The organism is Mesorhizobium sp. M1066 (genome assembly GCF_040318635.1).
GTDB lineage: Bacteria > Pseudomonadota > Alphaproteobacteria > Rhizobiales > Rhizobiaceae > Mesorhizobium.
Map to the genome: position 1 here is coordinate 491,610 of NZ_JAMYMR010000001.1, position 21,412 is coordinate 513,021.

20 protein-coding genes, 1 tRNA gene and 1 riboswitch are annotated in these 21,412 nt (G+C 62.2%); of the genes, 7 read left to right on the forward strand and 14 right to left on the reverse strand.

The window, feature by feature from the left end; translation table 11 throughout:
- Positions 1-17 precede the first annotated feature (17 nt).
- Positions 18-1,205 carry an O-succinylhomoserine sulfhydrylase gene (locus NKH52_RS02230; protein WP_352731269.1) on the reverse strand — a complete coding sequence of 396 codons (1,188 nt, stop codon included), beginning with the start codon at positions 1,203-1,205 and terminating at the stop codon, positions 18-20.
- A 57-nt stretch (positions 1,206-1,262) separates the two neighbouring features.
- Positions 1,263-1,340, reverse strand: a riboswitch (SAM riboswitch).
- Positions 1,341-1,478: 138 nt separating this feature from the next.
- On the opposite strand from NKH52_RS02230, the gene NKH52_RS02235 reads away from it, so the two are divergent.
- Both NKH52_RS02235 and NKH52_RS02240 read left to right on the forward strand, forming a co-directional pair.
- Positions 1,479-2,573 (forward strand): 2'-deoxycytidine 5'-triphosphate deaminase, encoded by a 1,095-nt coding sequence (locus tag NKH52_RS02235; RefSeq protein WP_352731267.1) that lies wholly within the window; start codon positions 1,479-1,481, stop codon positions 2,571-2,573.
- Between the two features lie 97 nt (positions 2,574-2,670).
- Positions 2,671-3,441 carry an ABC transporter substrate-binding protein gene (locus NKH52_RS02240; protein WP_352554073.1) on the forward strand — a complete coding sequence of 257 codons (771 nt, stop codon included), beginning with the start codon at positions 2,671-2,673 and terminating at the stop codon, positions 3,439-3,441.
- A gap of 55 nt (positions 3,442-3,496) precedes the next feature.
- Here the strand turns inward: NKH52_RS02240 and araD1 are convergent, their stop codons facing one another.
- The 4 genes from araD1 to chvE all read right to left on the reverse strand — a co-directional run bounded on the left by araD1 (position 3,497) and on the right by chvE (position 8,807).
- A complete protein-coding gene (araD1, locus tag NKH52_RS02245; protein ID WP_352731264.1) occupies positions 3,497-4,489 on the reverse strand; it encodes an AraD1 family protein in 993 nt (330 codons plus the stop codon).
- 303 nt (positions 4,490-4,792) lie between these two features.
- Entirely contained in the window at positions 4,793-6,085 is a 1,293-nt protein-coding gene (mmsB, locus tag NKH52_RS02250; RefSeq protein ID WP_352731262.1) for a multiple monosaccharide ABC transporter permease, read from the reverse strand.
- The gene (mmsA, locus tag NKH52_RS02255; RefSeq protein WP_352731259.1) at positions 6,082-7,614 is read right to left on the reverse strand and encodes a multiple monosaccharide ABC transporter ATP-binding protein; all 1,533 of its coding nucleotides are present in this window, start codon (positions 7,612-7,614) and stop codon (positions 6,082-6,084) included. The genes mmsB and mmsA overlap by 4 nt, the downstream gene beginning before the upstream one ends.
- Before the next feature lie 122 nt (positions 7,615-7,736).
- Positions 7,737-8,807, reverse strand: coding sequence for a multiple monosaccharide ABC transporter substrate-binding protein (gene chvE / locus NKH52_RS02260; protein ID WP_023813878.1), 1,071 nt, complete (start codon positions 8,805-8,807; stop codon positions 7,737-7,739).
- 311 nt (positions 8,808-9,118) lie between these two features.
- Here chvE and NKH52_RS02265 point away from each other — a divergent pair, with 311 nt between their 5' ends.
- Positions 9,119-10,108 (forward strand): LysR family transcriptional regulator, encoded by a 990-nt coding sequence (locus NKH52_RS02265; RefSeq protein WP_352731256.1) that lies wholly within the window; start codon positions 9,119-9,121, stop codon positions 10,106-10,108.
- Positions 10,109-10,330: 222 nt separating this feature from the next.
- Positions 10,331-10,567 carry a hypothetical protein gene (locus NKH52_RS02270; protein WP_127266711.1) on the forward strand — a complete coding sequence of 79 codons (237 nt, stop codon included), beginning with the start codon at positions 10,331-10,333 and terminating at the stop codon, positions 10,565-10,567.
- A 2-nt stretch (positions 10,568-10,569) separates the two neighbouring features.
- Here the strand turns inward: NKH52_RS02270 and NKH52_RS02275 are convergent.
- The 6 genes from NKH52_RS02275 to NKH52_RS02300 form a co-directional block, all read right to left on the reverse strand.
- A tRNA-Gly gene (locus NKH52_RS02275) sits at positions 10,570-10,643 on the reverse strand.
- A gap of 77 nt (positions 10,644-10,720) precedes the next feature.
- Complete coding sequence (locus NKH52_RS02280; protein WP_352731253.1) at positions 10,721-12,634, reverse strand: acyltransferase family protein; 1,914 nt, start codon at positions 12,632-12,634, stop codon at positions 10,721-10,723.
- A gap of 197 nt (positions 12,635-12,831) precedes the next feature.
- Positions 12,832-14,313, reverse strand: a complete 1,482-nt coding sequence (locus NKH52_RS02285) for a hypothetical protein (RefSeq protein WP_352731251.1) — start codon at positions 14,311-14,313, stop codon at positions 12,832-12,834.
- Between the two features lie 38 nt (positions 14,314-14,351).
- The gene (locus NKH52_RS02290) at positions 14,352-14,819 is read right to left on the reverse strand and encodes a GtrA family protein (protein ID WP_352966523.1); all 468 of its coding nucleotides are present in this window, start codon (positions 14,817-14,819) and stop codon (positions 14,352-14,354) included.
- On the reverse strand, positions 14,797-15,498 hold the full coding sequence (locus tag NKH52_RS02295) for a class I SAM-dependent methyltransferase (protein WP_352731248.1): 702 nt from the start codon (positions 15,496-15,498) through the stop codon (positions 14,797-14,799). The genes NKH52_RS02290 and NKH52_RS02295 overlap by 23 nt, the downstream gene beginning before the upstream one ends.
- Entirely contained in the window at positions 15,491-16,480 is a 990-nt protein-coding gene (locus NKH52_RS02300) for a glycosyltransferase family 2 protein (protein ID WP_352731293.1), read from the reverse strand. Before NKH52_RS02300 ends, NKH52_RS02295 begins: the two co-directional genes overlap by 8 nt.
- A gap of 230 nt (positions 16,481-16,710) precedes the next feature.
- Here NKH52_RS02300 and NKH52_RS02305 point away from each other — a divergent pair, with 230 nt between their 5' ends.
- The gene (locus NKH52_RS02305) at positions 16,711-17,025 is read left to right on the forward strand and encodes a DUF6460 domain-containing protein (protein WP_197031583.1); all 315 of its coding nucleotides are present in this window, start codon (positions 16,711-16,713) and stop codon (positions 17,023-17,025) included.
- A gap of 59 nt (positions 17,026-17,084) precedes the next feature.
- Here NKH52_RS02305 and NKH52_RS02310 read toward each other — a convergent pair whose 3' ends face one another.
- Positions 17,085-17,987, reverse strand: coding sequence for a histone deacetylase family protein (locus tag NKH52_RS02310; protein WP_352731245.1), 903 nt, complete (start codon positions 17,985-17,987; stop codon positions 17,085-17,087).
- Positions 17,988-18,119: 132 nt separating this feature from the next.
- On the opposite strand from NKH52_RS02310, the gene NKH52_RS02315 reads away from it, so the two are divergent.
- Together NKH52_RS02315 and NKH52_RS02320 are read left to right on the forward strand one after the other, a co-directional pair.
- Positions 18,120-19,457: an MATE family efflux transporter gene (locus NKH52_RS02315; protein WP_352731243.1), complete on the forward strand. Its 1,338-nt coding sequence runs from the start codon at positions 18,120-18,122 to the stop codon at positions 19,455-19,457.
- A gap of 273 nt (positions 19,458-19,730) precedes the next feature.
- Positions 19,731-19,931, forward strand: a complete 201-nt coding sequence (locus NKH52_RS02320; RefSeq protein WP_032901215.1) for a hypothetical protein — start codon at positions 19,731-19,733, stop codon at positions 19,929-19,931.
- Between the two features lie 7 nt (positions 19,932-19,938).
- On the opposite strand, the gene NKH52_RS02325 is transcribed toward NKH52_RS02320, so the two are convergent.
- Together NKH52_RS02325 and NKH52_RS02330 are read right to left on the reverse strand one after the other, a co-directional pair.
- Positions 19,939-21,015, reverse strand: coding sequence for a quinone-dependent dihydroorotate dehydrogenase (locus NKH52_RS02325; RefSeq protein ID WP_352966513.1), 1,077 nt, complete (start codon positions 21,013-21,015; stop codon positions 19,939-19,941).
- Positions 21,012-21,362: a DUF952 domain-containing protein gene (locus NKH52_RS02330; protein WP_352731291.1), complete on the reverse strand. Its 351-nt coding sequence runs from the start codon at positions 21,360-21,362 to the stop codon at positions 21,012-21,014. Before NKH52_RS02330 ends, NKH52_RS02325 begins: the two co-directional genes overlap by 4 nt.
- Positions 21,363-21,412 lie beyond the last annotated feature (50 nt).

The window sequence follows — 21,412 nt, forward strand, 5'->3', positions numbered from 1 at the left end:
TCTGATGCTGCTCACCGCTATTTGGCCCTCAGCGCCTGTTCGATATCCTCAAGCAGATCGTCGGTGTCTTCCAGGCCGACCGAAAGCCTGAGCGTGCCCGGCCCGATGCCGAGCTCGGCGCGCGCCTCGTCGCTGAGATTCTTGTGCGTCGTCGTCGCCGGGTGGGTGATCAGGCTCTTGGCGTCACCGAGATTGTTGGAGATCAAGACGATGTCGAGCGCGTTCTGCAAGGCAAAGGCCGCCTGCTTGCCGCCCTTGACGTCGAGGCAGATCAGCGTCGAGCCGCCCGACATCTGCTTCTTGACGATGTCAGCCTGCGGATGGTCGGCGCGGCCGGGATAGATGACGCGGGCGATTTCCGGCCGCTCGGCCAGGAAATCCGCGATCCGGCCGGCACTTTCCGTCTGCTGGCGCACACGCAGCGGCAGCGTTTCCAGGCCTTTCAGCAGCGTCCAGGCGTTGAACGGCGAAAGGCTTGGGCCGGTATGGCGGAAATAGTCGTGCAGGTTCTCGTCGATCCACTTCTTGTCCGACAGGATCACGCCGCCGAGACAGCGCCCCTGGCCGTCTATGTGCTTGGTCGCCGAATAGACGACGATATGGGCGCCGAGCTGCAAGGGCTTCTGCTGCAAAGGCGTGGCGAAGACATTGTCGACGATCAGCCTTGCGCCGATCGAATTGGCAAGCGAAGCGACAGCGGCGATATCGACCACTTCCAGCGTCGGATTGGTCGGGCTTTCCAGGAAGAACAGCTTGGTGTTCGGCTTGACCGCCCTTTCCCAGTTGGCGATGTCGGTGCCGTCGACCAGCGTCGCCTCGATGCCGTATTTCGGCGCCAGCGTCTCGACCACCCAGCGGCAGGAGCCGAACAGGGCGCGCGCCGCCACGATATGGTCGCCGGCCTTGGCGCTGCACAGAAGCGCTGCCGTCACCGCCGCCATACCGGAGGCGGTGGCGCGGGCGTCCTCCGCACCTTCCAGCGCGCACATGCGCTTTTCGAACATGTCGACGGTCGGATTGGCGTAGCGCGAATAGATGAAGCCCGGCTCCTCGCCCTTGAAACGGGCTTCGGCGGCCTGCGCCGTTTCGTAGACGTAGCCCTGGGTGAGATAAATCGCTTCCGACGTTTCGCCGAAACCGGAACGCAGCGTTCCGCTGTGCACGAGTGCCGTCTGAGGCTTCCAGTTGCGCTTGTTGGTGCTCATCACTTTTCTTCCAGACACAAAAAAACCGGCCGCGAAAGTCGCAACCGGTCCATACGGCCTTGCGGCCCGACGGTCCTTTAGCGACTTGTTTAACGTGGCTGCAAGCCGACCGGCCAAATCACCACGGGATAACGACCCTTTAGACCCGCACCGCGCTTGCGTCAATTGCCGGCTTCATTAAGAGGTTTGTACCAAGCAGGTTCCGCAAAAGTGTTCCACGGTTTTGCGACAAGAACCTGCGACAAGAAAAACGTCTGACCTAGGAGTGGAGCCTTGCGGCAGACAGGCATTCTTCCCGATCAGGACATATCGGCGCTGTTCCAGTCCGGCGCGCTGAAGTCGGCGCGTGCGCTCGACGCCGACCAGATCCAGCCGGCCAGCCTTGATCTCAGGCTCGGCAACAAGGCCTGGCGGGTGCGGGCCTCCTTCCTGCCCGGCCCAAACCACAAGGTCTCGGAAAAACTCGACCGGCTGCAGCTGCACGAGATCAATCTTGCCGAGGGCGCGGTGCTGGAGACCGGCTGCGTCTATATCGTGCCCTTGCTTGAAAGCCTGGCGCTGCCGGCGGACATTTCGGCCTCGGCCAATCCGAAGAGCTCGACCGGGCGGCTCGACATCTTTACCCGGGTCATGACCGATCGCGGCCACGAGTTCGACAAGATCGCTGCCGGCTATCATGGCCCGCTCTTTCTGGAAGTCAGCCCGCGCACCTTCCCGATCGTCTTGCGCACCGGCTCGCGCCTGTCGCAGATACGCTTCCGCACCGGCAATGCGCTGCTCTCGGAAGCCGAGCTGCACGAGCTGCATCGCGCGCAGACGCTGGTCGCCACCGAGCCGCCGAACATTTCCGGCGGCGGCATCGCGCTGTCGATCGACCTCAACGGCGATCAGAACGGGCTGGTCGGCTACCGCGGCAAGCATCACACCGGCCTCGTCGATGTCGACAAGCGCGCGGCGCAGGAAGTCGTCGACTTCTGGGAGCCGATCCACAAGAGCGGCGCCGGCGAACTGGTGCTCGATCCCGACGAGTTCTACATCCTCGTCAGCCAGGAGGCGGTGCACGTGCCGCCGCTCTACGCCGCCGAGATGACGCCCTTCGATCCGTTGGTCGGCGAATTCCGCGTCCACTATGCCGGCTTCTTCGATCCGGGCTTTGGCCATTCCGCGTCCGGTGGTACCGGCAGCCGGGCGGTGCTGGAAGTGCGCAGCCACGAAGTGCCGTTCATCCTCGACCATGGCCAGATCGTCGGCCGGCTGGTCTACGAGCACATGCTGAAGCGGCCGCAGGCGCTCTACGGCACCGATCTCGGCTCCAACTACCAGGCGCAGGGCCTGAAGCTGTCCAAGCATTTCCGCGCCGCGCGCTGAGCGCCGCCGTCAGGCAAAATACTTGCCTGTACCGGCTCGCCATGCTTGGCTGCCTTGCTGGTCGTCAAGATGCCGGCGTTCAAGGGGAACCAAGAAAATGCAGATTTCGAAATGGATCATATCGGCGGCAGGCGCTGCCATGCTGGTGATGGCGGCCGGCTCGCTTTCGCAGGCGCAGGAGAAAATCAAGATCGGCACCGAGGGCGCCTATCCGCCGTTCAACACCATTACCGCTGACGGCAAGGTCGAAGGCTTCGACATCGACATCGCCAATGCGCTGTGCGCGCAGATGAAGGTCGAATGCGAGATCGTCACGCAGGACTGGGACGGCATCATTCCCGCTTTGCAGGCGAAGAAATTCGACGCCATCATCGCCTCGATGAGCATCACCGAGGAGCGCAAGAAGCAGGTCGCCTTCACCAACAAATATTATACGACACCGCTCGCTCTGGTGGCGCCGAAGGACAGCGACCTGACCTCGACCGAACCGGCGGCCCTTGCCGGCAAGACGGTCGGCGCCCAGGCTTCGACCACGCAGGCCGACTATGCCCAGAATGAATATGGCAAGGCGGGCGCGGAGGCAAAACTCTATCCGACCCAGGAAGAGGCGATCACCGACCTGACCAACGGCCGTCTTGACGCTGTGATCTCGGACAAGTTCGTGCTGATGGACTGGCTGAAGAAGGCAAGCGACGGCTGCTGCAAGCTGGTCGGCGACGTCAAGGGCACCGAAACGCAAGCCGGCATTGCCGTGCGCCTGGAAGACACGGCCCTGCGCGACAAGCTCAACGCGGCCATCGACGCGATCGTCGCCGACGGCACCTACAAGAAGATTCAGGCCAAGTATTTCGACTTCGATATTTATTGAGACGTCGAAGAGCGTCTCTTCCTTCTCCCACAAGGGGAGAAGGGAGGGTGCTACCTCACAGCGCCTTCACAGCCACCTTCACCGGCTGCTCGATCTCCAGCGGGTTGCGCAGCGGCAGGCCGAAATCCCCGGCCTCGATCTCGAACACATCGCCGGCCTCGGTCTTGATGCCGTCGGCGAAGGACAGTGTCGCCGTGCCGAACATATGCACATGCACGTCGCCTGGCTGGCGGAAGGCCGCGTATTTGAAATGGTGATGCTCGAGATTGGCGATGGTGTGCGACATGTTCGCTTCACCGGACAGGAACGGCTTTTCCCACAGCACCTCGCTGTCGCGCACGATGCGCGAGGTGCCGCGGATATCGGGCGGCAGGTCGCCGATCAGGATCTCCGGACCGAACGAGGCGTTGCGCAGCTTGGAATGGGCGAGGAACAGATAGTTCACGCGCTCGGTGACGTGGTCGGAAAACTCGTTCGACAGCGTGAAGCCGACGCGGAAAGGTGCGCCGTCGTCGCCGATGACATAGATGCCGGCCACCTCGGGCTCTTCGCCGGCGTCCTTGGCAAAGGCCGGTGACAGGAGTGCGGCGCCTGGCGCCACCGCCATCGTGCCATTGCCCTTGTAGAACCATTCCGGCTGCACGCCGACCTGGCCTTTCGCCGGCTTGCCGCCCTCCAGCCCCATGCGGAACATCTTCATGGAATCGGTGAGCTGCTCCTCGCCGTCGGCGCTCAGCTTCTTGTGCATGGAATCGCGCGTCGCCGCCGAGCCGAGATGCGTCAGCCCGGTGCCCGTCAGGTGCAGATGCGCCGGATCGGGGTGGTTGATCGGCGACAGCAGCCGCCCCTTCTTGTAAGCGGCTTCGAGATCGACCGTCTCGCCAAGTCCTTTGCGTTCGATCAGCGCGACGAGGCCGACGCCGGTGCGGGCGGCCTCCATCGCCAGCGAATAGACGCTGCGGGCGCCATTGATGATCCGGGTCTTGCCGCTATTGCGGGCGACGACGCGGATGGTCTCGGCGTCGTCAAGGATCTGGGAGATCAGCATGATGAATCCTCTCTCATTTGCCTTGGCAGGGCTGCCAAAACGGCAGACCTTGCTCGGCGCGGCCGGGACCTCGTCCATGCCACGGTTTAAATTCTCAGTTCGGATTGCGCTCGCGGGCCTGGTCCCTCAGGGACTTCTGTTACCGGGTTGCCGGCAGCGCCGCGATCGTATGCCTCCTGCTTGCCTCGACTAGAGCAGTTCACCGTCTCACGGAAACGGCGAACCGCTCCAACTCATTGTCTTGGTGCAATTCCGGGCGGAAAACCGTTTCACACTTTTCCTTGGAATTGCTCTTAAGCCCGTTCAGGCCTTGTTCTTGTTGTAGACGTCGAAGATCACGGCACCGAGCAGCACCAGGCCTTTGACCACCTGCTGCCAGTCGACATTGACGCCCATGATCGACATGCCGTTGTTCATCACGCCCATGATGAAGCCGCCAACGACCGCACCGATGACCTGACCGACGCCGCCCATGGCCGAGGCGCCGCCGATGAAGACGGCGGCGATGACGTCGAGCTCGCTGCCGAGGCCCGCGGCCGGCACCGCCTGTCCCAGTCGCGCCGCGATGATCAGGCCGCCGAGCGCCGACAGCACGCCCATATTGATGAACACCATCAGCGTCAGCCGCTCGGTGTTGATGCCCGACAGCTGCGCGGCCTTGGAATTGCCGCCCATGGCGTAGATACGGCGGCCGATGGTCATGCGCTTGGTGACGAAGACGAACAGCGAGATCAGCACGCCCATGACGAGCAGCACCACCGGCAGGCCCCTGTAGCTGGCGAACTGGTAGACCAGGAACAGCGCCAGCGCGCTGCCGACCAGCGTCTTGACGACGAACAGGGCAAAGGGCTCGGCTTCATAGCCATGGCGTTCACGCTTGCGGCGCGTCCTCACCCCGAAATAGGCGTAGGCCAGCACAGCGATCAGGCCCAGCACGATCGTTGTCATGTGGAGCGTCAGTCCGCTGCCCATGATGGTCTTGCCCGCCGCGTTCACCGTCGGCGGGATCAGCGTCAGCGGCCCGATGACATCCGGGATGAAGCCGGAGCTGAGCGCCTTGAAGCCATCGGGTAGCGGCCCCACCGAGGATCCGCCGCCCAGCAGGGCCTGGCAGATGCCGCGGAAGATCAGCATGCCGGCCAGCGTCACGATGAAGCTCGGTATTCGGTGATAGGCGATCCAGTAGCCTTGCGCGGCGCCGATCGCGCCGCCCACGATCAGGCAGATGATCGACACCACCAGCGGATTGCTGAACGGGCCGAGCGGCCAGATGACCATCATCATAGCCGCCAGCGCGCCGATGAAACCGGCGACCGATCCGACGCTGAGGTCGATATGGCCGGAGACGATCACCAGCAGCATGCCCAGCGCCATCACGATGATGAACGAGTTCTGCTGCACCAGATTGCTCAGGTTCACCGGCTTGAACAGCGTTCCGTTCGTGGTGAACTGGAAGAACACCATGATGGCGATAAGCGCCAGGATCAGGCCGTACTCGCGCAGGTTCGTCGCCAGCGCCGAGACGGCGATGCGTGGACCCTGCTGCACGTCTTCGGCGACTTTGCCCTGCGGGGCGGGGGCGCTTTCGGTACTCATGCTGCTTTTCCTTCTCCACGAACGATGGCGCGCATTATTTTTTCCTGGCTTGCTTCCGCGGCGGGCATTTCGCCCACGATGCGCCCTTCGTTCATGACGTAGATGCGGTCGGTGATGCCGAGCAATTCCGGCATTTCCGACGAGATGACCACGATCGCCTTACCCTCCGAGGCGAGGCGGGCGATGATCGTGTAGATTTCGTACTTGGCGCCGACATCGATGCCGCGTGTCGGCTCGTCGAGGATCAGCACATCCGGGTCGGCGAACAGCCATTTCGACAGCACCACCTTCTGCTGGTTGCCGCCGGAGAGATTCCCGGTCATCTGATAGACGCTGGACGCGCGGATATTGGTCTTCTTGCGATAATCGTTGGCAACGGCGAGCTCGCGCATGTCGTCGATCACGCTGTGGCGCGACACGCCGCCAAGATTGGCCAGCGTGATGTTGTGCTTGATGTGGTCGATGAGATTGAGACCGTAAGTCTTGCGGTCCTCGGTGACGTAGGCGATGCCGTGTTGGACCGCCTTGCTCACCGAGGATACGTCGACCGGCTTGCCCTTGAGCAGCACCTCGCCGGAGATGCGGCGGCCGTAGGAGCGGCCGAACAGGCTCATGGCGAATTCGGTGCGGCCAGCGCCCATCAGCCCGGCAATGCCCACCACTTCGCCCTTGCGCACGTTGATGTCGATACCCTTGATCACCTGCCGCTCGGCATGGATCGGGTGATAGACCGACCAGTTCTTCACTTCGAACACGACCTCGCCGATATCGGGCTCGCGCGGCGGATAGCGGTCGTCGAGTGAGCGGCCGACCATCGAAGTGATGATGCGGTCTTCCGAGATGTCTTTCTTGGCCAGCGTCTCGATGGTGCGCCCGTCACGGATCACCGTCACCTTGTCGGCGACCCGGTTCACCTCGTTGAGCTTGTGCGAGATCAGGATCGAGGTCATGCCTTGCCGCTTGAACTCGAGCAAAAGGTCGAGCAGCGCCTGGCTGTCCTTCTCGCTCAGCGAAGCCGTCGGCTCGTCGAGGATCAGCAGCTTGACTTCCTTGCTCAGCGCCTTGGCGATTTCGACCAGCTGCTGCTTGCCGACGCCGATATTGGTGATCAGCGTCTTGGGGTCCTCCTTGAGGCCCACCTTCTTCAACAGCGCGCTGGTGCGCTCCTCGTTGGCATCCCAGTCGATGACGCCGAATTTGGCGTGTTCGTTGCCAAGGAAGATGTTTTCCGCGATCGACAGCATCGGCACCAGCGCAAGCTCCTGGTGGATGATGACGATGCCCTTGTGTTCGCTGTCATGGATGCCTTTGAACTGGCATTCCTGGCCTTGGAAGATGATCTGGCCGTCATAGGTGCCTGTGGGATAGACGCCCGACAGCACCTTCATCAGCGTCGATTTGCCGGCGCCGTTTTCGCCGACCACGGCATGGATCTCGCCTTCCTCGACGCTGAGATTGACGTTCGACAGCGCCTTCACGCCAGGGAACGTCTTGGTGATGTCGCGCATCTCCAAAATCGTCGGGGCCATGGGGACTACCGCTCCTTGAGAGCTCGGCAACATTGCCGGCGAGGTCGGTGACAATACCGGGCTCGCTGGTGAACGAAAAGGGGCCCTACGTTGCGCAGGACCCCCTGACTTTGTAACCGGGATTACTTCAGTTCGTCGGCCTTGATGTAGCCGGAGTCGACGACCAGCGCCTGGTAGTTCGACTTGTCGACCTCATGCGGCGTCAACAGGATCGAGGGAACGACCTTGACGTCGTTGTTGTAGGTCTTTTCATCGAGGCCGTCCGGCTTGCCGCCCGAGAGCACCTTGTCGACGAGTTCGACGGTGGCCTTGGCCAGTTCGCGGGTGTCCTTGAACACGGTCGAGTACTGCTCGCCCGAGATGATCAGCTTGACCGAAGCGGTTTCGGCGTCCTGGCCGGTCACAACAGGCCACGGCTGAGCCTCGGTGCCGTAACCGACGGCGCGCAGCGAGGCGGTGATGCCGCGCGACAGGCCGTCATAGGGCGACAGAACGCCATCGACGCGGCTGCCGTCCGAATAGTTGGCCGACAGCAGGTTGTCCATGCGCGCCTGGGCGGTGGCGGCGAGCCAACGCAGCGTGCCGACCTTGTCCATGCCGGTCTGGCCGGACTTGATCTTGATCGAGCCGTCGTCGATCAGCGGCTGCAGGACGGAGATGGCGCCATTGTAGAAGAAGAAGGCGTTGTTGTCGTCGGGCGAGCCGCCGAACAGTTCGACGTTCCACGGCTTGGTGTTCGGGAAACGCTCCTTGAGGCCCTTGACCAGCGAATTCGCCTGGATCACGCCGACGCCGAAATTGTCGAAGGTGGTGTAGTAGTCGACATTGGCGGTCTTCTTGATCAGGCGGTCATAGGCGACGACGACGACGCCCGCGTCAGCGGCCTTCTGCAGAGCATCCGACAGGGTGGTGCCGTCGATCGAAGCGATGATCAGCGCCTTCGGGCCTTTGGTGATTTCGTTTTCCAGCTGGCTGAGCTGGTTGGGGATGTCGTCCTGCGCGTATTGCAGGTCGACAGTGTAGCCGAGAGCCTCGAGCTGGGACTTGACGGCATCGCCGTCGTTGATCCAGCGCTGCGAGGTCTTGGTCGGCATCAGCACGCCGACGAGACCCTTGTCGGCTGCGTGCGCCGAGTAGGTCATGGCAGCGATGCCAAGGGCCGCGACGGCGGCCAGTGTCTTGATGATTTTCACTTCAACTCTCCCTGTTTGATGGACGCGGCACCCCGGGGGTCGCGGGCCGCGCAATCGTGCAGAAGCGCCAAGGCACTGCTGCCGTCATATCGATCTCCGGTATCCTCCCATGGCCCCGAGACGCTGATTCAATCGATACGATTTTTCTCGTCAGCGACCGTCACGTCTTGGAACGCGCGGAGGGTGTGGGTCTTTGCCATAACTGTCAAATGCGATCTTTGATGGTTGCTATATCATGGTTGGTATATGTATTGGACGTGACGAGCTGACTCCAAGGTCGGCCTCACACGAGCAGAAGGCAGGGAAAAGCGATGGCGCCGCCCGGGAATCGGACAACAGCTTCAAATGGTTACAGAGAAGCACCGGGCGATGGCGAAACCCTGCTGCGCAGCGGTCTCAGTCTGCGTCACATGCGCATGATCGTCGCGCTCGACGACCACAGCCGAGTCAGCGCGGCAGCCCAGGTTCTGAACATTTCGCAGCCGGCGGCCTCGCGCATGATCGCAGAGATGGAGGCGGTGCTGGAGGTCAAGCTGTGCGAGAGGCTGCCGCGCGGTATCACCTTGACGCCATACGGCAAGGCTTTGGCCAGGCGGGCGCGCTCGATCCTGCTGGAGATGCGCGAGGTCGACCGCGAGATTTCCGAGCTCAAGGCGGGCAAGGGTGGTTCGGTTTTCCTGGGTGCCGTGACCGCGCCCGCAATCGAGCTGGCGGTGCCGGCAATTCGTGAGATCCGCCGCATCTATCCGCGCATCGAGATCACCATGCAGGTCGAAACCTCCAATGTGCTGGCACGCGAGCTGATCGCCACGCGTCATGATTTCATAATCGCGCGCATACCGGACGATCTCAATCCGCGGCTGTTCGAATCGCGCGTCATCGGCGTCGAGAAGGCCTGCCTGATCGTGCGCCGGGGCCATCCGCTCACCAAGGGCGAGGCGGTGCGGCTGGAAGAGACCGCCGCCTATGACTGGGTCTTCCAGTCTGGCGGCTCGCCCTTGCGCCAGGCCATGGAGAGCAACTTCCTCAACCGCAACATCGCTTTGCCGGATCGTATCCTGAACACCAGTTCGCTGCTCCTGACCCTGGTCATGGTCGCGCAATCCGATGCCATCGCACCGGTCTCTGTCCAGGTGGCGAAATTCATCCAGAACCCTGACGGGCTGGCCGGCGCCATCGACGTCGTCCAGACCGAATTCGACATCGAGGTCAGGCCCTACAGCCTGATCACGGTGAAGAATCGCGCGCTGTCGCCGGCCGCCAAGATGCTGCACGACTTCATTCTGAGAGAAGTGGGATGATGGCTCGCTCGGCTAAGGTTGTCCGGCGAAAGCACCGCCAGGCCGAGGCTAGAGCAGTTCACCGTTTCACGGAAACGGCTACCCGCTCTAACTCCTTGTTTTGACGCAATTCCGGACGGAAAACCGTTCCTGGAATTGCTCTAGCGAAAGCGAACTGGGAACATTGTTTCCCGCCAATGCGTTCATGATCTTGCAAGGGACGATTTCTTCTGGAGGCTGAACATGCGCAGCTTCGAAATCATCGATCTGCTTTGCGTGATCGAGGCCTGCAAGCACGATCGATCGGTCGGGAATTTCGTTTCCATGGCTGAAGGCGTGGAAGAATTGCGGGTGTTGACCGGCGATTTCGTTTCATCGGATGACGTGGCAGCAAACGCCCTCGCAACGGTGGCGCTTGCGCGAGGCTGCTCGGTCGTGTTCGACGAACAGGCAGGCGCTGAAATGGTTCTGACGCCTTAGACTGGAGCGGGTAGAGGGAATCGAACCCTCGCGTTCAGCTTGGGAAGCTGACAAGCTACCATTACATCATACCCGCGTGCGCCCTCGTTACCATGAGGGTTAGCCTTCGGGCAATCGCAAAGCGGTCTGTTCTCACGACGGTCGTGCTGCGGATCACGGCGCGCCCGCGGCCGTGAATTGCCGTTTTGCCTCCGCGACCTTATTGCTGGTGGCGAAGCTTGGCCAGTATTTCGAGATGGCCAGCGTCGCGCCGGCGGAAGAGAAGTGGCCATAGTCGAAGTAGAGAAATTCATTGGTCGTGGCATCGGCGTATGAACAACCGGCCGAGTCGCACAGATACGTCAGCGGATCTATGAAATCGGCCCCTTTTGTGAACGGCAGAACCCGTGCGTTGATGTCCGGATCCATAGCCATCGGCCAGGATGTGGTTCCGGCATGCTCCCGTTTCACCAAGAAAGCGATCTTCTGGACGTCGGCGATGAATTCCGGAGACTGGCCGACGGTATAGACCTTGACCCCCATCTCGCGAAGCCGATCGATCGTCTTCTGCAGGCCGTCGAAGCCCCTGGCCTGGTAGTCGGTCCATCGACCGCTCAAGATCACCGCCTGGATGTTGGCGTCGCGAATGATCGACAAGGCCCGTTCGTTGAAGCGGGTGCAGGCGGGCCGAGCATAGGAAAAATAGGTCAGGTCGGGCGGACAGCCGGCATAGGTGTATTGGATGACATTGGCCTGGATTTTCTGGGCGTTGGGCTCAAGTCCCGGAACATAATGGGCAGCGAAAGAATCGCCCCACAGCAGCACATTGGTGGCAAAGCCCGTTGTACGGGTGCAGTCGGCAAGGTTCCAGTCTTCGATGCGGGTCCCGTTTTCGTTGAAACAGATGCCGTTGCGCCAGTCGCCGACCCGGATACGTTCGGTCGAGAAATCCGGAAACCGTTGCGGGAAACCGTTGCCCAATGCACCGGCCAAACCACCGGCGCACAGCAGCGCGATTGCCGTCGCCGAAAAAGCGAAGATAGGCAGCGGGGCAGTATAGGCTCCTTTGTGGCGGAAGGGTTGCTCGACATATTTCCAGGAGAATGCCGCCAAGGCGAAACTGCCCAACGTCATCGCGATAATCGTTGGCACACCGACAGTCTTCAGGGAGAGATAATGGACGAACGAGTTGATCGGCCAGTGGACGAGGTAAAGCGAATAGGAAATGAGGCCGACCCAGACCAGCGGCGCCAACCGAAGCACGCGAGTGGCGACAGATGCCGGCCTGTCGGCGTTATCCTGGCCAGCATAGATCAGCAAAGCTGTTCCGATGCAGGGGAATAGGGCGTTGTAGCCGGGGAACGGATCGCTGTCCGAAATCATCACAAAGCCAAATGCAATCAGGGCAAAGCCGGCGAGGCCGATCAGGTCCGCCGCCAGCCGACTGGCTAGGACCGGAGGCTTCCGCAACATCAGCATGGCGCCCAGCGCCAGTTCCCATATGCGCGTCGGCAAGAGATAGAAGCCTGCCGTCGGTGCCAGCGAGGTTGCTATGACTGCCAGGGCAAAGCTGCCGATGGCCATCGGCAGAAGTACCGTCAGCCAGCGCTTCGAGACGTATCGGTAGATCAGATAAAGGAGGATCGGCGCGAAGATATAATACTGCTCTTCCACCGAAAGCGACCATGTGTGCAGGAGCGGCCGCAGTTCGGCGTCGATGGAGAAATAGTTCGTCGTTTTCCAGAAATAGATGTTCGACCAGAAGGTCGAGGCGGCGATCACACTAAGGCTGAATTCGTGGAGATCCGAAGGCAGAAGGATGAACCAGGCGGCAATGCTCGCGAGCAGGATGACGAAGGTCAGCGCCGGCAGGATGCGCCGTGCGCGGCGCCAGTAGAAGCGGCCGATCGAGAACTGGCCCCGCTCAAGATCATCGAGCAGGCTGCCGCTGATCAGATAGCCCGATATGACGAAGAAGATGTCGACACCGGTGAAGCCGCCAGGAATGGCGGACACGCCGAAATGGAAGAGCACGACAGGCAGCACCGCAACGGCCCGCAGGCCGTCGATGTCGCGCCGGTAGTTCATCCGGCCGGCCCGCACACGGCCACCAGGATCCGTGCGGCCGCACCCGACACGCTCATGCGGCGATGCCTTCGGTCGTGCTGAAAATCCCGGCTCGTCGATCTCACAGGCTTACCCTCAGGCAGCAATTTTGCTGCGCTGCAACATGCGTGTCAAGGCATATATTGGCCGTCGCGAAATTCGCCAGCAACGCACCACGATCAGGCGCCAGGCAGATAGATCACTGCATGGTCGTCCGCATAGGCCCGCTTCCAGCCCAACTGGTCGAAAAAGGGGATGCGGGCGTCGTCAGCCGACAGCAGCGCCCAGCCTATTGCGTATTTCTTCAACCGGGCTTCGAGGAGTGGCTTGCCGTTGCTGTGACCCGTCTCGTCATCGGCTTTTGTGAAACCTCCCAGGAACAGCTGGTCCGTCCGTCCGTCGATATAGGTCTTGAACCCGTGGAAAATCAGCGTGCCGCCGAAATTGTAGGAATTCAACACATTGCCGGATAGATGATGGCTTTGCGCGAAGGCCAGCGCCCCGCTGGCCGATGTCTTCGGGCTCGGCGCGACCTGATAGGCGCTGCCGAGCACGGCGACCCCGCCGATCAGCAGAACGGCTGCCGTGTCGCAGATGGCGTAGAACCGCCTGGCGAAGAATCTCTCCAGTCCGTCGCGCTTTTCGGCCAGCCATGCGGTGGCTGAAAGCGAGGGATATTGCTGTGCGACCTCGGCCGCCATCACCAGCGGAATCAGCAGGAAGAAAAGATACATGAAGCGCACATGGGCGAGATAGACATGCAAGGTGAAGACGACGAACAACGCCTTGGCCCAGCCAATTCGCAATCGGGACACCAGTAGCCCGAAAAGCGCCAGCAGCATCGCCGCTTCCTGGACGGGACTGTCCGGCTGATTGAACGGTTTCCACTCCATGATCAGCGACACTGCCTCATTGCCGTAGGCCACGGCGAGCGTCGCCAGGATGGCCTGGACGCCGTAGGGGTGGATCAGGCTGACCAGCGGGCAAAGCAGACCGAACGCGATCCACTTCGCCAGCAGGGACGGTTTCGACAGGCCCGTGCGCGCCAGCAGATCGAGACCGGCGAAAGCCGCGATGACGAAGCTCAAGGTGAAGGTGGCGTGCAGGTTCGCCCATAATACGACCAGCACAAGCAGCCACCAGGGCGGCGCCCGTTCTTCCCTTGCCGCACCAAAGAGCACCGCCGTCCAGATGACGATGATCGGGAAGGTGAAGACATGCGGGCGCGCCGTGAAGATCGGGTTGATCAGGAACACCGCCGCGAAGGCCAGTGTAATCGCCAGGATCGGTTTCAGCCATGCGCTGAGAAACCACCCCAGGAGGAAAACCGTCAGGGAGATCGAGGCGATGATCGCGGTGACGACCCCGTTCCAGCCGCCCGCCCGGTAAGCAATAGCCAGCAGAACCTGCCCCAGCCATTCCTTGGCAATCCAGGGCTGGCCGGCAAACGTGTAGGAATAAGGATCGACTGTCGGAAATGTCCGGTTTGTCAGGAAATCCAGACCGACCTTCACTTGCCACCAGCTGTCGGGATCCTGCAGGGTGGCGCCTGCCTGGGCACCCAGTGCACCCGCCATCGCCAAGGCCGCGAGCAGGCAGAAGATCAGCCTGTTCCGCTCGTTGTACGTCGCGGCCGCCGCACTGGCCTGAGCGTCGTTCATGGTGCGCCGCCTCTAATCGGTTCCGGTGACAGTTGGGTTCAAGGTGTTGGATTGGCGGGCTGCCGCCGAGGCTTGTCGGCCACCCGAACTGTGCGGTCGGTGCTGTCGTCCCCACGCCCCACAAACACGAAGCGAGCCGAGCCAAGATAGAAAACAACCGAATAGACGCAGATTCCCGCGAGGTGGACCAGCGGGTTTTCGACGATGCCTGCTGAACGGGCGGCGATCACGACGGCCAGATTGATGCTGTAGGCGACCAGAAAGACACCCCCATAGCGCAGCGCGGTCCCGGGCTGGAAGCCATCGGCTCTGCTGAAGGTCCATTGGCGGTTGAGGAAGAAGCCGAGGACAAGGCCGGCGGCATAGCCCGTGGCGTTGGCAAGGATGTCGCCCAGACCCAGCGCAAGCCCGGCCAGGATGACCGCGTATCCCAGCGCCGTGTTCAACAGACCGACGGCGCCAAATCGCAGCATCCTCGGGAAGTCAAACGGCAGTCTTGACCACATGCGCAAAATATTGGGCTCCGACAGGTATCTTGGTGAGGAAGCGCTCGAACGGCCTCAGTCTCGCAAGCATCCGAGGAAAGAAAATACGGTAGACGATCCTCGTATTGGCAAGGCCCGCCTCGGCCATGCGCCCGCGCATCTCGCGCGAATTTATCAAAACCGCGTTTTCGTCGAAGGCACAGTTTCTCACCGCGTGCGTGGTCAGCGGGTTCCAAGGATTGTGTTCGAAGACGAAGAAGCTGCCGCCATCGGCCAGCACCCTGCCGATCTCGGCGAACAGTCCGATCTGCAGGTTCTCGGGGATATGATGGAAGACGCAGGCGGCGAAGGCCAGGTCGAAGCTGCCGTCGGCAAAGGGAATTGTCTTGCCGTCGAAATGCGTGAAGGCGGCCTGGCCGGGAAAGCGCTTGCCGGCGATGTCGAGCGATTCCCGCGAAGGATCGAGCAAGGTGATCTCCGCGTCGGGAAACGCGTTGCGCATATGGCCGAGCGAATTGCCGACGCCGGCGCCGAAATCCAGTATTCGTCGCGGTTTGACACCGGCCCGCCGCAGCGTCGCGGCGACGTCGTCGATCTTGTACCTGGCGAAGAAATCCGGGTTTTCACCGCTCAGCCTTATGCTCGCGGCATGCTGCTCCTGATATTCCCGCGCAAACTGGTCGAACTCCGCCTCAAGCACGTGCGGCCCTCTTTGCCATCTCCTGCAGGCGATGGACCGGCAGTTCGCCGTCCTCCACCGCCTGGCTGCGCGAAACGATCTCGTTGACGAAATAAAGCGGCCGCCGCTTTGTCTCCATGTACATGCGCCCGAGATACTCGCCGAAGATTCCGAGCACCATAAGCTGGACGCTGCCGAGGATCAGCACGATCGCGGCAAGGCTGGTCCAGCCCGGCAACACGTTTCCGACCGACCATTCGAACAGGGTGTAGCCGAGCACGACCAGCCCCAGAAGCCCGAACATCATTCCGAGCAGCGAGGCGAAGCGCAAGGGCACGATGGAGAAGCTGGTCATCGCGTCGACCGCCAGAAGAAGCATTTTCTTCAGCGGATAATGGGTGGTTCCGGCAAAGCGGCGGTGCCGCTCATAGGGGAAAGCCACCTGTTTCAGCCCGATCCAGCTCACCATGCCGCGAATGAACCTGTAACGTTCTGGCATCGCGTTCAGATGGTCGAGCGCGCGACGGTTCATCAGCCGGAAATCTCCGGTATTCGGGGCTATGTCAACGTCGACCATCCGGCGCAGCAAGCGATAGAACATGGACGCGGAGGCGAGCTTGAACCAGCTTTCGCCATCGCGCGTCAGCCTCTGGCCGTAGACCACATCGAAGCCTTCGTTCATCTTCGTCATCATCGCGCCGAGCAGTTCAGGCGGATCCTGCAGGTCGGCATCGAGAATGAGAATGCGCTGACCGCGACAGAATTCGAGCCCGGCGCTCAACGCGATCTGGTGGCCGTAATTACGGGCGAGGTCTATGGCGACGACATGGTCGTCCTTTTCAGCCAGCTGGAGAATGGCTTCGCGCGTACCGTCGGTCGCGCCATCGATGACAAGGACGATCTCGTAGGAAGGGCCTTGTTGAAGACATGCGGCCGTTACCCGCCGATGCAGTTCGGCCACGCCATCCAGCTCGTTGTAGCATGGAATGACCACCGACAGCATGACGCCGCGTCGCGCGGTGTTTTTCTCCGTCTCCACCAAAGCCTTGCTCCCGCTATTCGATTGGGAATAGCGGCAATTGGTTAGAAAACAGATAAGCCAGTGGGATCGGCCGCGGGCCGTAGGTCAGCTGTCTTTCAGGTGTTTCGGCGCTGCTTGGGGGCCACACATGCTCGCTGAGGCCTTCAGCGTCCCGCAAAACTGTCGGCTTGAAGCGGGCAAGCCAAGTGCGTATGTCTGGGCCGACGCCCTCGAGCCTGGGTACCTCAATCTGGAGACGAGCCTTGTCCGCATTGACGCGCTTTCTTGGCGACTCGCCGCTCAAGGTGATCCTGAAACTGCTGGTGGTGTCTTTCCTCGTCGGTCTGGTCATGAATGCCTTCGGCTGGTCGCCGATGGATGTGCTCTACGGCATCCGGAAGTTCTTCATGGACCTGTGGAATCTCGGCTTCCACGCCATCGACCGCTTCCTCGGCTATATCCTGCTGGGCGCGGCTATCGTCGTGCCGGCGTTCATCCTGTTGAGGCTCGCCAACTACCGGAAGTAGAGCATGATCCCGAAAAGTGGGAACCGGTTTTCCGACAAGACCGTGCTTGAAAAGGACTATCAGGCGTAGCCCGCGGCGACCTCGAACAGGATGGCGTGGCGCGCCGCGAGTGCGGGCACATCCGTTGAATAGCCACCTCCGATGACGCCGCACACCGGAACGCCCTGCGCGCGAAAATGGCTGATGACCATGTCGTCGCGGGCGCGCAGGCCGTCATCCGATAGCGACAGCCTGCCAAGCCGGTCCTCGGCATGGACGTCGACGCCGGCATTGTAGAACACGATGTCCCAATGGGCTTGGGCGGAGAGCTCCGGCAGGATGGCGGCGAGCCTCTCGAGATAGGCAGCGTCACCCGTGCCGTCGGGCAGCGCGACATCGAGGTCGGAGGCGATCTTGCGCACGGGGTAGTTGCGGTCGCCATGCATGGAAAAGGTGAACACGTGCGGATCATCGGCGAGAATATCCGCGGTGCCGTCGCCCTGGTGCACGTCGAGATCGACGACCAGGATGTTTTGTGCCGCGCCTTCGGCGAGCAGCACCAGCGCGGCGACGGCGACATCGTTGAAGGTGCAGAAGCCCGCGCCTTGCGCGCGCCGTGCATGGTGGCTGCCGCCGGCGGTGTTGCAGGCGATACCGTGGCGCAAGGCCAGCCGCGCCGCCAGCACGGTGCCGCCGGTGGCAAGCTGCGCGCGCAGCGAGACGCGGGGTCCGATCGGAAAACCGATCTCGCGCTCGATCTTCTCGGGCACGCAGCAGTTGACGACCTGGTCGACATAGTCCGCCGCATGCGCAAGCTCCAGCCATGACGCCGGTGCCGGTTCGGCGGTGCTGAGCGCGTCGGGGCCGGCGAGGCCGCGCGTACGCAGCGCCTCCATCAGCAAGGGATATTTGCTCATCGGAAAGCGATGGTTGACGGCGAAGCCGGCGTCGTAGTCGGGATGATGGACGATCTGCAGGGGCATGAACTGGATCCGGCGGGCTCGCGCCAGACCGGGAAATTCGGTTGGCCCTCGCGGGAAGAGTGATTGCGCGGTGGCCGGAAAATGGGGCACATCGACGGTTCTATCAAGCCGCAATCAGCAAGGCAGCAATCCTTGGACAAAGGTGCAACACCAGCCGACGCCAGATACTTTGTCGTCACCAACCGTTCCGTGCTCGCCATCGCCGTGCCGATGACGCTTGCCTATCTGACGACGCCGATGCTCGGCCTGGTCGACACGGCTGTCGTCGGCCAGTTCGGCGATGCCGCCCTGCTCGGCGGCCTTGCGGCCGGCGCATTGATCTTCGACGTCGTCTTCACCTCTTTCAATTTCCTGCGCTCGGGCACCACCGGCCTTGTCGCACAGGCGTTTGGGCGTGGCGATGCCCTGGAGGAACAGGCGGTGTTCTGGCGCGCCGTGCTGATCGCGGTCGTCGCCGGCATCGTGCTCGCTGCCCTTGCCCCGCTGGTCGCCATCGCCGGGCAGAAATTCATGGGCGCCGAACCGCGCGTCAGCGAAGCGATGGGCGTCTACATCAGGATCAGGCTGCTCGCGGCGCCGTTCTCGCTGATCAACTACGCCATCCTCGGCTATGTGCTGGGGCGCGGCGAGGGTGGGCTCGGGTTGATGCTGCAGCTGGTGCTCAACGGCATCAACATCGCGCTCTGCTTCCTGCTTGGGTTGGAACTTGGCTGGGGTGTCGCCGGCGTTGCCTGGGCGACCGTCACCGGTGAGTTCCTGGCCATGCTGCTCGGCCTGGCGATCGTGATCCGCCGGCTCCGGTCGGCCCCGCCCTTGCCGCGCCACCGCCTGCTCGACATGGCCGCCTTCCTGCGCATGATGTCGCTCAACCGCGACATCATGATCCGCTCGTTCTCGCTGCTCGCCGCCTTCGCATTGTTCACCCGCCAGGGCGCACAGTTCGGCACGGTGACGCTGGCCGCCAACGCCGTGCTGATGAATTTCTTTCTCGTCGCCGGCTATTTCCTCGACGGCTTTGCCACCGCCGCCGAACAGCTGGCGGGCCGTGCAGTCGGCGCGCGCGCCGCCGCACCGTTCCGCCAGGCCGTCCGGCTGACGCTGTTCTGGGGTTTCGGACTGGCGGGAGCCGCGACGCTGGTAATGCTGTCTGGTGGCGCCAATCTGGTCGCACTCGTGACGACATCGGAGGACGTCCGTTCGGTGGCCGACATCTACCTGCCGTGGGCGGCATTCACGGCGCTGAGCGGTGTGCTGGCGTTCCAGATGGATGGCGTCTTCATCGGCGCGACTTGGTCCCGCGACATGCGCAACATGATGCTGCTGTCGTTCCTGGTTTTCGCGGCCGCGCTGCTGACCCTTGCGCCCGCCTTCGGCAACAATGGACTGTGGGCGGCGTTGCACGTCTTCCTGCTGGTGCGAGGCTTCAGCCTGCTGACGATCCTGCGGCTCAGGGTACGGACGGCGTTTTAGACGATGTCCCCGGAAGGCCCTGCGCCGTCCAGGCACCGAACGGCACCTGTTCGCGATAGGAATTTTTTCTTGACTCGGTGACCTCAGCTATGGTACATATTTGTTTATGGTGCTGATTTGCGCCGGTGACCCGCCGCACAGGCGGGTTTTTCGTTTGATGCTCTGTCAGCCAACGCCTCGGCGAGACTCCGAAGCAACCCGTTAACCCGGGTTCGTTGCCAATGCTGTGCGGTCGGATGCACTTGCACTTCCAGTCGATTTCCAACAGACTTGATGCACCAATTGTTCCAGGGCGAGCTTATGCGAAGCTACCTGCCATATGTCTTGGGCGCGGCGCTGGGATTGCTCGCTGCGTTCATTCTCTCCGCGGTTTCTGGCATCGGCGGCACCGCACAGTTGCTTCTCTTCGGGGTGTTGCCTGCCATCGGCGGCACCATCTGCGAGCGGGCCGTCAGTCGCAATCTACGCTCCTGAGAGCGGTTCAGAGTTGCCTGGACGCCCACAAGTCGAGGCGGCTGTCGCGCAACTCGCAAATCGACTTCAACCGTTCCTTTTCGACGAAACGGATCATTCCGGAAAGAACGCGGGCTGGTAGCGAGGGCCCGGCATAGATCATGCCGGTGTAGAGCTGCACCAGATCAGCGCCCGCACGGATCTTGTCCAGCGCCGTATCGGCGGAATCGACGCCGCCGACGCCGATGATGGCAAGCTCCGGTCCGAGCAGTTTGCGCATCTTCGCCAGCACGATGGTCGAACGCTCGAACAGCGGCTTGCCGGAGAGTCCCCCGGTCTCGCGCGCGGTGTGGCCGCGGCGCAGCGGCGGCCGGGAGATGGTGGTGTTGGAGACGATGACGCCGTCGATCCGCTTCTCGGTGACCTCGGCGGCGATGTCCTCCAGCTCGGCCTCGAGCAGATCCGGGGCGATCTTGAGGAACACCGGCGGCTGGGCTGTTGCCGCGGCGCGCGCTGCCATGACCCGCGACAAAAGTTCGCCGAGTTGTTCTCGCGCCTGCATGTTGCGCAAGCCCGGCGTGTTGGGCGAGGAGATGTTGACGGTCAGATAGCTGGCGTATTGCGCAAATCGGGCGACGCCGCGCTCATAGTCACTGACGCGGTCGGTGCTGTCCTTGTTGGCGCCGATGTTGACGCCGACGATGCCGCCACGCCCCTTGCGTGCGGCAAGGCGTTTTTCAGCCGCTGCATGGCCTTCATTGTTGAAGCCCAATCGGTTGATCACCGCTTCGTCCGCCGTCAGCCGGAAAATGCGCGGCTTCGGATTGCCGGCCTGCGGCAGCGGCGTGATCGTGCCGACCTCGGCAAAGCCGAAGCCCAGGCCAAGCAGCGCGTCGGCTACTTCGGCGTTCTTGTCGTAGCCCGCAGCCATGCCGAGCGGATTCGGAAACTCGAGCCCACAGACCGTCACCTTCAGCCGGGCATCACGGGTCGCCAACGCCCCAACCGGCAGACCGCATCGCAGCCCCGCGATCGACAGGCCATGCGCGGTTTCCGGATCGAAGGCGAACAGCAGCTTCTGGCCAAGCCGGTCGAGCATGCTCATTGCCCCTCCAGTGCCGGGAACTGGTGCATCCCATCGGCGCCAAGCGGCAGTGGTCGCACCCACAGCACGGCCTTCAGGTCCAGCACGCCATAGAGATGCGGAAACAGCGCGCCGCCGCGCGAAGCCTCATATTTCAGCGCTCCGCCCAGATTGGCGCCGTCGATGGCGACCAGCAGAAGGTCGGTCTGGCCGGCAAAGTGCCTTGCCGCCGTTTCCTTGACCTGCGCCGCCGTGGAAAAATGGATGAAGCCGTCGGCGACATCGATCGGCGCGCCGGTGAAGCGGCCATGTGTTTCGGCCTCGCGCCATGGCGCTTGCGGGGTTATCTTGTAGATAATCTGAGACATGGTTGCGCTATAGAGCAGTTCCAGGAAAAGTGTGAAACGGTTTTCCCGGG